Here is an 11,747-nt window from a genome sequence, read left to right on the forward strand (position 1 = left end):
ACCCCGGCACGCCTGACTCCGACGACTCCCCGCCCGACAGGTCCCCGGCTGATCCGGTCCCGCCCGCTGATGCGGCCGGTGTGCCTGCGGCGATCGCGCCGTCAGCGGCGGAGCCCGGTGAGGGTAAAGACGGAGTGGGACAGCCGCCGGACGAGTCGAGGACGACCACCGCGAGGCCGAGCAGGGCGGCGACCAGCCCGAGGCGCAGCAGCGTGCCGCCGCCGGGCCGGCGGAGCCAGCGCACCGGGCGCAGGGAGTCCCTCCCGTCCGGGCCACCACCCACCATGCCGCCCACCTTCCACCTCGCCGTCGAGCCCCCCGGAACCCAGCGCGTGCCTCGCCGTCGGGGCCGCCCCGCATCCCGAGGGCCGCCAGCCGGCCTCGCTGTCCGGCCGCCGTCGCGGTGCTCGGGCAGCACGCTAGGGGGCAGGAGCGGACGCAGCAGTGCCGTGTGCACCGGCCTGTGGACAACCGGCAGGGCTGTGGACAACGCCCGAAGTGGCGCTCGACCTGCTACCGAGGGCCGGTGTGGTCGGACGACCGGACCGACCGAGCGAAACGCCCGTCGGCTGGGTCGTCGACGTCATCGTTTCCCCAGCGCCACAGCCCCCGCCCGACGATCACGGTCAGCTCGGCCAGCGACATCGGACACCCTTCGACTGAGCCAGATCACCAGGGACCGTCAACAGCAGCGGATCATCGGAACCCTTGCCCACGCCTTCTCACCGGTGGCCGCAGGGCCGATCGAGACCGCGTCCCGATCGCCAGGCCGACGGTCCCGAGGCTGAGTCGTTCGCATCATCAGATCCACAGCGCCGTACACCGGTCGGTAAGCCGGCCAGATCCCCGCGCCCCGGGGACCACGCCACCTCAGAAGAGCCAACCCTGGCCCTTCGCCTCGGCCACCGGCCGGCGCCTGATCAAGTGAGGACCGCACACCAAACCGGGCGAGGGGAGCGCATACGCCGAAAGCCCCCGCGGCCCAGACAGGGCGGCGGGGGCGGTGGCGTTCGAGATCAGGAGGAGGCGGAGGTGCTGGCCGCGGCCTTGGCCGACCCGCCGTTGGACGAGCCCGACGAGCCCGTCGAGCCCGTCGAACCGGACGTGCTGCCGCCGTTGGACGAGGTGCCGGACGACCCGCTACCCGACGAGGAGCCACTGTCCGACTTCGCCGGCTTCGGGGTGGTGCTGCCGGTCTTGCTCTCCGAGCCGGAGGAGCGGGAGTCGGTGCGGTAGAAGCCGGAGCCCTTGAACACGACACCAACCGAGTTGAAGACCTTGCGCAGCCGCCCCTCGCACGTGGGGCACTCGGTCAGCGGCTCGTCAGAGAAGGACTGCACCGCCTCGAGCTGGTGGCCGCACGCGGTGCAGGCGTACTGGTACGTGGGCACGTTCTCCTCCGGATCGGGTACGGCCGGTTGGCACTCGACGGTTTCGAGTGCCAATGGTGCGTCATCGGGCCCGGGTTCGTCCAGCGGACGTGGGGGGATCGACACCGGGCGCGTCGGTCAGCGTACGCAGACCGCCCGACGGGGTGATTACGGCGTGCACCGGGCGGTCGTGCGGCTGGGCGGGCAGTGCCTCGACCAGCTCACCGTCGTGCAACAGCGCCACGATCAGGACTCTTCCCGGTACCCGGGCCAGCGCCCGGTCGTACGAGCCGCCGCCGCGCCCCAGACGCAGGCCGCGGTGGTCCACCGCCAGCGCCGGCACCACCACCAGCTCCGCCTCGCCGATCGCGGCGCGGCCCAGCCGGGGGCCGGCCGGCTCCCGCATGCCGCGCCCGGCCGCCACCAGCGAGTCGGGCCCGTCGTACGCCGCCCAGTCGAGGTCCAGGTCGTCGCGGAGCACCGGCAGCAGCAGCTCGGCCTGGCCGGGCAGCGCCGCGCGCAGGGCCTCCGGCAGCTCCGGGCCGCCCGGCTCGGAACCCACCGGCACGTACCCGGTCATCCGGCGCGGGCGCAGCCGGCGTACCAGATCCACCAGCTCGGCCCGGACGCGCGCGGCGGCTTCGGCCCGCTGCGGCGCGGTCAGCGCCCGGCGGTGGGCGAGCAGCGCGACCCGCGTCTCGCGTTTGACCTGGTGCGCTCCATCAGGAAATTCGGGCACGCAACACTCCCTTGCGCAAACCGCGTCTTCCGGTAGCTCTGTGTCAGCATCGCAGGAACGGGCGCGGAACTTCCGGGGGGAAGCTTGACGCTACGCGGGCGGTTGACGGCGGCCTTCCTCGCGGTGGTGCTCGGCCCGGTGCTGCTCGGAGCGGTCTTCGTCGGCACCACCCTCGCGGCCGTCGACCGCAGCCGCTCCACCGAACGCCTCGGGCTCGCCGCCTCGACCGTGCGCACCTCGGTGGACGCCCTCTGCCAGCAACTCCGGGCCGCCGCCGACGCGGTCGCGCTGCGGACCGACCCCGCCGCCCGCGCCGGCGCCGCCACCCAGGTGGTCAGCCGGGGCCTGGCCGGCGCGATCCTGGTCACCGACGTGGCCGGCGCCACGACGTACGCCACCCCCGGCGCGCCCCCGACGCCCTGGCAGGACTGCTCCGGCGACCGGACGGTTGCCGGGCCGGTCCGGGCGCTCAGCGCCCGGGTGGACCTGCGCGACCCGGCCGGCGTCGCGCTCGGCACCGTCGCCGCCGCCCAGGTGGTCGACCCGGCGTTCGTCGCCCGGCTGGCCGCCGCCACCGGCGTCGCGGTCACCCTGCTCGACGGCCCCGCCGCCCCCGACCGGGTCACCCACACCACCGAGTCCAACCGGGTACGCGAGGCGGTGCTCGCCGCCGCGAGCACCGTCGACGGCGACCGGGTCACCGAGACCCCCGACGGCAGGTACGTGCGCCGCCTCGGCCCGAGCCCGGGGCAGCCGCTGCCGCTGGTCCTCTCCGTCCCGGGCGAGCAGCCGGCCGGGCTGCCCGCCGTGCTGGTCGGCGCGGTGCTCCTCGCCGCCGTGCTGGCGGTGCTGGCCGCCTGGCGGCTGGCCCGGGTGACCACCCGGCCGCTGGTCGAGCTGGCCGGCGCGGTGGACCGGGTGGCCCGCGGCGACCTGACCGCGCGGGTGCCGGTGCGCAGCCGGGACGAGATCGGCCGGCTGGCCGGCGCGTTCAACCGGATGACCCGGGAGACGGCCAGCTACGTGGCAGCGCTGACCAGCAGTCGGGACCAGCTGCGGGGGCACCTGGCGGTGCTCGGCGACACGCTGGCCAGCACCCACGACCTGCAACGCATCCTGCGGGTGATCCTGCACAGCGCGCTCGGGGCGACCGGGGCGCGGGCCGGGGCGGTGCTGCTGCTCGACCCGGACGGCGTGCTGGTGGGGCAGTGCGCCGAGGGGCTGGACGACCGGGTCCCGGACGCCGAGCCGCTGCGGGTGCCGGTCGGCACCGGGGTGATCGGCGCGGTCGCCGCCACCGGGGAGCCGCAGCGCGGCCGGTTCGAGCCGGCCGAGGCGCCGGCGGGGGAGCCGTGCTGCGAGACGTACGTGGCGGTGCCCTTCACCGCGCCCGGCGGCGCCGAACCGGCGGGCCGGGAGCCGGCGGTCGGGGTGCTGGCCCTCTACGACCGCCTGGGCGGCGCGGAGTTCGACGACGACGACCTGGCCACCCTGCGCACCTTCGCCGGCCACGCGGCGGTCGCGGTGGAGAACGTCCGGGTGCACGAGGAGGCGCAACGGCTCTCGCTGACCGACCCGCTGACCGGGCTGTGGAACTACCGCTACCTGCGCGAGTCGCTGCGCCGGGAGGTGGAGCGGGCCAGCCGGTTCGGGCGGATGCTCAGCATCCTCGCCCTGGACGTGGACCGGTTCAAGCGGGTCAACGACACGTACGGGCACACCGCCGGCGACGTCGTGCTGGCCGAGTTCGCCCGCCGGGTACGCGGCGAGATCCGCGAGGTCGACCTGGCGTTCCGGCAGGGCGGCGAGGAGTTCGTGGTGCTGCTGCCGGAGACCGACGCCCGGGGGGCGGCGATCGTCGCCGAGCGGTTGGGCGCGGCCGTGCGGGACACCCCGATCGTGGTCGACGAGCACGTGGCGATCACGGTGACCGTCTCCATCGGCATCGCCGTCTACCCCGACCACGCCAGCACCGGCCAGCAGGTGCTCGACGCCGCCGACGAGGCGTTGTACGCGGCCAAGGCCACCGGGCGGGACGGTTACCGGGTGACCGGGCTGCGCCCCGACGCGGTGACCGAGGAGATCCCGGTGCCGGCCGGCGCGGTCAGCCCGGACGACGAGCTGCCGCGCGCCGGGCCGGCGGCCACCAGGGCGGCGGAGGGTTCGAGCCGGCAGGTCGCCGGAGTCCCGGCACCCGCTCCGGGTGTGACACAGCCGGCTACGGGCGGCGCGTCTTCCGGTCCTCACCCGCCGCGGCAGAGCCGTGGCCGATAGTCTCGCGACATGTCGGAGCACTCAGCGAACCCCTCGACGGCCGCCGCGACCGGCCGTCCCCGTGCGGTCAAGGCCGTCATCCCGGCCGCCGGCCTGGCCACCCGGTTCCTGCCGGCGACGAAGGCGGTGCCCAAGGAACTGCTGCCGGTGGTCGACCGTCCGGTCCTGCAGTACATCGTCGAGGAGGCCGCCCAGGCGGGGCTCACCGACGTACTGCTGATCACCGGGCGCAACAAGACGGCCATGGTGGACCACTTCGACCGCCGGCCCGACCTGGAGGAACGGCTCGCGAAGAAGCCGGAGCTGCTGGCCGCCGTGCAGCGCACCACCGAGCTGGCCGAGATCCACACCCGCCGCCAGCCGGAGCAGCTCGGCCTCGGCCACGCCGTCGGGTACGCCGCGTCGCACGTCGGCGACGAGCCCTTCGCGGTGCTGCTCGGCGACGAGTTCGTCAAGCTCGACCAGCCGCTGCTGCCGGCCATGCTGGAACTCCAGGCGCGCACCGGCGGCGTGGTGCTGGCCTTCTTCGAGGTGGACCCGGCCGAGACCAGCCGGTACGGCATCGCCTCGGTCGAGCCGGCCGAGTCGGAGCTGACCGACATCGGCGAGGTCGTCAAGGTGACCGGCATGGTGGAGAAGCCGAAGCCGGAGGACGCGCCGAGCAACCTCGCCGTCCTCGGCCGGTACGTGCTGCCGGGCCGGATCTTCGACGCGATCCGGCGTACCGAGCCGGGCAGCGGCGGCGAGATCCAGCTGACCGACGCGATGGAACTGCTGCGCAACGAGGGCGTGCCCGTGCACGCCATCGTTTACCGGGGCACCCGCTACGACACCGGCATGCCGCTGGGCTACCTCCAGACGGTGGTGCAGATCGCCGTCGAACGCGACGACATCGGCGGTGAGTTCCGCAAGTGGCTGGCCGAGTTCGTCAACTCCGACGCGTCGGGCGGACCTAATACATGACAGCGACGGCCGACGCCGAGGCGGCCGCGAACGAGTTGACGCCGCTCGCCGACTACCTGGGCAGTGTGCTGCGCAGGTTGCGCGCGCTGCCTCCGCTCGACCTCGACCTCACCCAGGCGTACGGCAACGTCCTCGCCGAGGACGTCGTCGCGCCGCACTCGTTTCCCGCCTTCGACCAGGCGGCGGTGGACGGGTACGCGGCCCGCTGGGAGGACCTCGTCGGCTACGGCCCGGCCCCCTCCGGGGGGTCGGGCGGCCGTACCGTGCGGTTGAACGTGGTCGGGGACCTGGGCGCGGCGAGCTGGCGACCGGTCCGGCTCACCCCGGGCTCGTGCTTCTCGGTCGCCGCCGGGGCGCCGCTGCCGGTGGCCGCGGACGTGGTCGTCCCGGTCGAGTGGACCGACCAGGGCATGGCCGCGGTGGAGATCTTCCGGACCCCCAAGCGCGGGTACGGCGTCCGCCGCGCCGGTGAGGAAGTACCCGCCGGCACCCTGCTCGCCCGCGCCGGCACGTACGTCTCGCCGGCGCTGGTCGCCGTCCTCGCCGCCACCGGGATCGGGCACGTGGTGGTCCGGCCCAGCCCCCGGGTGGTCATCGTGGCCACCGGCGACGAACTCGTCGACGTCGGCCGGGGCAGCCAGCCCGGCCAGGTGGTGGACGCCAACTCGCACGCGCTGACCGCCGCCGCGGCCGAGGTGGGCGCGCTGGCGTACCGGGTCGGCATCTGCGACGACGACCCGGAAGGGCTGCGCGGCCTGCTGGAGGACCAGACCCTGCGGGCCGACCTGATCATCACCACCGGCGGCACCGGCACCGGCCCCGGTGACATGGTCCGGCGCATCCTGTCCAGGAGGGAGGGTGGCCGGGCCGGCCCGGTCACCTTCACCGAGGTGGCGCTCTATCCCGGCACCGCGCTCGGATTCGGTACCGTCGGCGCCGAGGAGGTGCCGGTGGTGTGTCTTCCCGGTGAGCCCGGCTCGGCGCTGATCGGCTTCGAGGTGCTGGCCCGCCCGGCCATCAACCTGCTCGCCGGGGCGGAGCCGGTGTTCCGGCCGAGCGTCCGCGCGCACCTGCTGGAGACCATCACCTCTCCGGGCGGGCTGCGCGAGTTCCGCCCCGCGCACGTCGCCGAGCGGCGCGGCGGGGGATACACGGTCCAGCCGCTGCCGGGTGGGCCGTTCACCCTGTCCGGGCTGGCCGAGGCGAACGGGCTGATGGTGCTCGGCGAGCGGGTGACCACCGCCGCCGCCGGCTCCACCGTGGACGTGCTCCTGCTGGATCGGCGCCGGTGAGTCTGTTCGGCTTCGGGCGGGCGCCGGGCTGGCCGGTGGTGTTGACCGACGGGCCGGTGGTGCTGCGGCCGTACCGGCGCTCGGACGCGGCCGCCTGGTCGCAGGTGCGCCGCGCCAACCAGGCCTGGCTGGCGCCATGGGAGTCGCACCTGCCGGGCACCTGGGACGAGACCAACTCGCCGACGGCGTTCCGCTACGTCCACAAGGACCAGCGACGCTCGGCGCGCACCGGTGAGGGCATGCCGTTCGCGGTCTGCCTCCGCCAGGACGGCCGGGACCGGCTGGTCGGGCACCTCAACGTGGGCAGCATCGTCCGGCGGGCGTTCTGCTCCGGGTACGTCGGGTACTGGGTGGACTCCGCAGTGGCCGGTCGCGGCGTGATCCCGACCGCGATGGCGCTCGCCGTGGACCACGCCTTCGGGCCGGGGGGGCTGCACCGGGTCGAAGTGAACATCCGGCCGGAGAACCGGCCGTCCCGGCGGGTGGTGGAGAAGCTGGGCTTCCGCGAGGAGGCGTACCACGTACGCTACATGCACATCGACGGGGCGTGGCGGGACCACATCGGATACGCGATGACCAGCGAGGAGGTGGCCGCCGAAGGCGGTCTGCTGGCCCGTTGGCACCGGATCCGTGGCCGCGAGGGGTGAGCCGTCCCACGGACGGGATCGGCGCGGCGCGCCGGCATCAGGGTCGAACGCCCGTAACCTCAAGTAACTGCAAGCTGTGGCAAGCGCTGCCCGCCCGTACGATCTGCGCCGTGGACGACCATCCGGGGAAGATCCTGCGGTGGCCCGGCGATTGCCCCGAATTCGGTGACGGGAGGGGTGAGGGTGCCGACCTCGGTGCTCCTCGCCGTCCTCGCCGCCGCCGGCCTGCTCGCCCTCGCGCCGGCGCTGGTCCGCCGGTACGACGCCACCGAGCGGCTGGTGGCGGAGCGGGCGCAGTCGACGGCGCGGGTGCTCCAGCGCCGTCGGCGACGCCGTACTGTCCCGGGACGGCGGCCCGTCAATCCGTCCCGCGCCCTCGTCGTCACGCTCAGTGAAGATGTGACCACGGGCGGTCTGAGCGCCCCGGTTTCCGCGCCCCCGGCGGCGGGCCGCCGCTCGGGCCGGCTGCGCGCCGTGCCGCCCGCCCCACGCAAGGCCCGCCGTCGACCGCCGCCCCGGCGCCGCCACACCCCGGCCGTCTACCGGCGTCGCCGGGTGCTCGCCGCGCTGCTGCTGCTCAACTTCGTCGAACTGGTCGGCGTGATCGTGGTCAGCCCCGGCTTCTGGATCAGTATCTCGGTCACCGGGACGCTGCTGGTGGCGTACGTCGTACACCTGCGCAAGCGGGCGGTGGCCGAGCGTCGGCGGCGGCGGATCCAGGCCCGGGAGGCGGCGTGGCTGGCCGCCCGGCAGGCCGAGGTACGGCGGGAGCAGGCCCGCCGGGCGGCGGCCCGCCGGGAGGCGCAGCGCCGCCTGGCGGCCCAGCGCGAGGCGGTACGCCGCACCGCGATGGGCCTGGACCGGTCCCGCGACCTGCCGGCCGCGGCCAGCGGGGGCGGCTCCGTCTCCTACCGCCGGGCCGGTGGACTGCGGGGACGGCCGTACCAGTCCGGCCGCGGCTCCTCCCACCCCGCCTGACCGGCGTCGTTCCGCGCGCCGGTTGCTCCTTGCGCCGTTTGTGGCGTGTCGCGGTGTTCGGTGGCTCGGACACCGCGACATGCCGCGTCCCGAGTCGATCTTCGAGTGGCGCCCGTCGGCGCGCCGGGGGTGGATTCGCGGCGGGGAGGGTGGACCTGTTAGCCTTGTCGCCGGCCCGCCTGATGAAAGCCAGGTGGGACCGAAGCCGGTTCGCCGGCGGAGGGGTTGTGGCGCAGTCCGGTAGCGCACCTCGTTCGCATCGAGGGGGTCAGGGGTTCGAATCCCCTCAACTCCACCCACTTCAAAGGCCGTTTCCCGTTCTGGGAGACGGCCTTTTTCGATCTTGTACAGCAGCGAACTACAGCAGTCGTCGACCGCACAGGCGATGGGCTGGCCGTGAGCTAATCCGGCAGCGGTGTGGGGTGCATCGTGAGGTAGGTCAGCCCCTGCTCCTCGTGAACCGTGCAGCTCAGTTCGTAGGGCTCGGCAGCGTCGATGCGGAAGACGAGGGTGACTCGATCCTGCATGAATCTCTCTGTGCCGGTGGGCTCGCCGAGGACGCCGGTGATCTCTTGCTGGTCCAGCCCTGCCCGTAGGGGGAGCCGGAGCGCGTCGATCATGCTCTGAGCCGTTGACTCCGGCAGGGCGACGAGGTCGATCGCTACCGAACGCGTTACCTCGGGAGCCGACTCAAGACGAAGCCACTCGGTGAAGCTCGACGCCTCGCCGACCCAGCAACGCTCCAGGTACTCCCAGCCGCGAAGCTGCTCAAGGTGCTCCGCCGCTACGAAATGGGCGAGGCGAAGCCGACCGAAGGCGTCATGCGAAATCCCCAACGGCTCCAACCCGACACTCCTTGAGTCGATCGAGACTCGCGACAGTACAGCAGCTCACAGGAACTGCTCGCCGAGCCGGGTGAGAGCCGCCTCGGTCGCCTCCGAAGCGACCTGGGCATAGATGTTCATGGTCACGGCGATCTGGCTGTGCCGCAGGATCCGCATCATGACCCGGGGGTGGACGTCGAGGGCCACCAGCAGGGTGGCACAGGTGCGCCGGGTGGTGTGCACGGAGATCTCCCGGATGCCAGCCCTGCGGCAGCGGGTCTTGAACTCCCGGTGGAAGTTCCTCGGCTCGACCGGCGTCCCGAGCCGGGTGGTGAAGACCAGGCCGTTGTCCTGCCAGGCCCGGCCGGCGTGCTCCCGGTGTCGCTTCTGTTCTCCCCGGCGAGACCGCAGGGCAGTGGTGCAGATGGCCGGCAGGGGCAGGGTCGCTTCCGACGCTTCGGTCTTGCTCTCCCGGTGCAGGAGCTGCCGGCGGACGCGCTGGAGCTGGTAGGCCACCGACAGCTCGTTGGCGGCCAGGTCGACGTCCTCCCACCGCAGGCCCAGCACTTCACCCCGGCGCAGCCCGAGGACCAGGATCAGCACGTACGCGGCGTAGAGCGGGTCACCGTCGGCGCGGGCCGATTCCAGGAACTGGCGGACCTCGTCGATGGACCACGGCTTGTCCTTGCGCGCGCGGGGCTTGGCCACCCGGAGCAGTGCCGCCGGGTTGCGGGTCAGCAGCTCGTCCCGGATGGCGTTGTTCAGGGCGGCGCGGAGCGTCGTCCAGGCGTCGCGGGCGGTCCGCTCGGAGACGGTCCGTCGGCAGCAGCAGCCAGCGGCGCAGCACTTTGCTTGCCCTCCGGTCGGGCGGCGTCCTTGCCCTGTAGGCAGCACTGGCAGGCGGACCGGAGTTGGTTGAGCCAGGTCTGCACGTCGCGCACGCTCAGCTGGTCGAGGCGGCGGGAGCCCAGCTCCGGCGTGATGTAGAGGCGGACGAACATGTCGTAGTTGGCCGCCGTTGCGGGGGCCAGGTTCGGCTCGACGACATCGCGGAGCCACGAGTCGAGGTAGCCGGCGAGGGTGGGCAGACGGGTGACAACCGGCCCGGCCTTGGCCTGCTGGTGCAGCCTGATCCACTTGTCGTGGACGGCTTCACGGGTCTGTCCGTATACGTACTTGCGGGTGCGCTTGCCATCGGGCTTGGTGACCCAGACGTAGGCGGCATAGCCGTTCCGGTAGGGGAAGATCGGGCCTTCGCCGTTGGCTCGGGCGCGTGCGGGCATCAGGCGGCCTCCTGGCGTTCGACCTGCTCGCGGATGTAGTCGTCGACCCATTCGGGGAGGATGCGGCGGTACTTGCCGTCCTTGATGGAGCGCAGCTCGCCGGTGGCGATCTTCATCTTGACCTTGGAGATGCCGAAGCCGAGCAGGATGGCGACCTAGGCGGGGGAGTACCAGCGCGGGGTGAGATCTCGGCTCATGCGGCGGCCCCGACGAGCCAGGCTTCGTAGGCGAGTTCTTCCCGGCCGACGCGTCTGCTCTCACGTCGCTGCCGGGCGGCGGTGTTGGCGAGCAGGGCGTCACCTTCGGAGAGCCGGCCGGATCCGATGTAGGTCAAGGTGCCGACGGTGACGGTGTCGGCGGGTTCGTCGTCTTCGGTGCGGCGGTAGGTGGCGCGGGTGTCGCGGAGCAGGCGGAAGGTGACGGAGTAGCGGCGGGCTTTGGTGAGGAAGTGGCCGCCGAAGCCGAGCATGTGAGCCCAGCGGCGCAACCCGGCGTAGGGGCGCGGTTTGGTGTCAGGGCTTTCTTGACGGTCGCCGGCGGTTGCGGCGCCACTGGCGTGTCGGTGTGCGTGGGCCGTCCGAGGTGCCAGCAGGCGTCGATGAGGCGGGCGAGGTGGTCGCCTTCCGGGTCGGCGTAGTCGTCGATGATGGCGGGGGTGAGCCGAGTGGAGCAGTGGCCGGTGGCTTCGGTGGCCTTGGTGGCGTACTTCGCCAGGTAGGCGGCCACCTTGTCGTCGGTCAGCTCACCGCTGGCGGTGTTGATGCGTCGAACGTCGACCTGCTCGCCCCAGGCAACCACCCAGCCTTCGGGCCGGTCCGGGTGCGCGGGCGTGGTGACGGTGATCCGCGAGGCTGCGACGCGGATCGCGTCTTCCAGGTCGTCGACGGTGATGCCGGCCGGTGGCGGCAGGAGCGCGTCCGGGTCGTCGGAGTCGATGCCGTCGAGGCGCAGCAGGACGTGGAAGTGCACGGCTGCCCGGCGCTGCATCTCGGCGGCCTTGCCGTGAGAGACCCGCACGGGCGGCACCCAGCGTTCCTTGCCGGAGGCGGTGACGACCCGGACGAGGGAGATGCCGCGCTTGCGGCAGAGGGCGGCGAGGTGGCGTTCGATGGCCTGTTTGGTGCGCCGCCACAGCTCTCCGGAGAAGTAGTTCCAGACGACTTGGTGGTTGTGGTCGTAGCAGTCCAGGCACAACGGCTGCCCGAGCCGCGCATCGTCGGCGTCGTGGCGGGCGAAGCACGCCGCGGGCTGCCCGTGCGGGCAGGTGCCGGCGCTGCTGCGGGCGCGGCAAGGGGACGGGCGGCAGTCGCAGGTACGACGGCTGTATGACATGGGCCGGGGAGCAGGGCTGAGACCTAGCTGGCCCCGTGCCCGTCA

General features: G+C 73.2%; 8 protein-coding genes, 1 tRNA gene and 2 pseudogenes. 6 read left to right on the forward strand and 5 right to left on the reverse strand.

Annotation, left to right across the window (positions count from 1 at the left end; genetic code table 11):
- Positions 1-1,016: 1,016 nt before the first annotated feature.
- Positions 1,017-1,445, reverse strand: coding sequence for an FmdB family zinc ribbon protein (locus ACTWM8_RS03645; protein ID WP_446212550.1), 429 nt, complete (start codon positions 1,443-1,445; stop codon positions 1,017-1,019).
- A gap of 7 nt (positions 1,446-1,452) precedes the next feature.
- Positions 1,453-2,109, reverse strand: a complete 657-nt coding sequence (locus tag ACTWM8_RS03650; protein ID WP_446212551.1) for a 5-formyltetrahydrofolate cyclo-ligase — start codon at positions 2,107-2,109, stop codon at positions 1,453-1,455.
- Between the two features lie 84 nt (positions 2,110-2,193).
- Here ACTWM8_RS03650 and ACTWM8_RS03655 point away from each other — a divergent pair, with 84 nt between their 5' ends.
- The 6 genes from ACTWM8_RS03655 to ACTWM8_RS03680 all read left to right on the forward strand — a co-directional run bounded on the left by ACTWM8_RS03655 (position 2,194) and on the right by ACTWM8_RS03680 (position 8,558).
- Positions 2,194-4,383 (forward strand): diguanylate cyclase, encoded by a 2,190-nt coding sequence (locus ACTWM8_RS03655; RefSeq protein ID WP_446212552.1) that lies wholly within the window; start codon positions 2,194-2,196, stop codon positions 4,381-4,383.
- A 9-nt stretch (positions 4,384-4,392) separates the two neighbouring features.
- Positions 4,393-5,346, forward strand: a complete 954-nt coding sequence (locus ACTWM8_RS03660; RefSeq protein ID WP_179802988.1) for a UTP--glucose-1-phosphate uridylyltransferase — start codon at positions 4,393-4,395, stop codon at positions 5,344-5,346.
- On the forward strand, positions 5,343-6,638 hold the full coding sequence (locus ACTWM8_RS03665; RefSeq protein WP_446212553.1) for a molybdopterin molybdotransferase MoeA: 1,296 nt from the start codon (positions 5,343-5,345) through the stop codon (positions 6,636-6,638). The genes ACTWM8_RS03660 and ACTWM8_RS03665 overlap by 4 nt, the downstream gene beginning before the upstream one ends.
- Positions 6,635-7,285, forward strand: a complete 651-nt coding sequence (locus ACTWM8_RS03670; RefSeq protein ID WP_446212554.1) for a GNAT family N-acetyltransferase — start codon at positions 6,635-6,637, stop codon at positions 7,283-7,285. The genes ACTWM8_RS03665 and ACTWM8_RS03670 overlap by 4 nt, the downstream gene beginning before the upstream one ends.
- Before the next feature lie 177 nt (positions 7,286-7,462).
- The gene (gene sepX / locus ACTWM8_RS03675; RefSeq protein ID WP_446212555.1) at positions 7,463-8,263 is read left to right on the forward strand and encodes a divisome protein SepX/GlpR; all 801 of its coding nucleotides are present in this window, start codon (positions 7,463-7,465) and stop codon (positions 8,261-8,263) included.
- 221 nt (positions 8,264-8,484) lie between these two features.
- Positions 8,485-8,558: transfer RNA gene (locus ACTWM8_RS03680), tRNA-Ala, on the forward strand.
- A 106-nt stretch (positions 8,559-8,664) separates the two neighbouring features.
- Here ACTWM8_RS03680 and ACTWM8_RS03685 read toward each other — a convergent pair.
- The 3 genes and pseudogenes from ACTWM8_RS03685 to ACTWM8_RS03695 form a co-directional block, all read right to left on the reverse strand.
- Entirely contained in the window at positions 8,665-9,108 is a 444-nt protein-coding gene (locus ACTWM8_RS03685; protein WP_446212556.1) for a hypothetical protein, read from the reverse strand.
- Positions 9,109-9,153: 45 nt separating this feature from the next.
- Positions 9,154-10,370 (reverse strand): annotated as a pseudogene (locus tag ACTWM8_RS03690) (tyrosine-type recombinase/integrase).
- Positions 10,371-10,563: 193 nt separating this feature from the next.
- A pseudogene (locus ACTWM8_RS03695) lies at positions 10,564-11,690 on the reverse strand (replication initiator); the annotation flags it as partial.
- Positions 11,691-11,747: the final 57 nt, after the last annotated feature.

This window comes from Micromonospora sp. IBSANI012 (assembly GCF_052814045.1).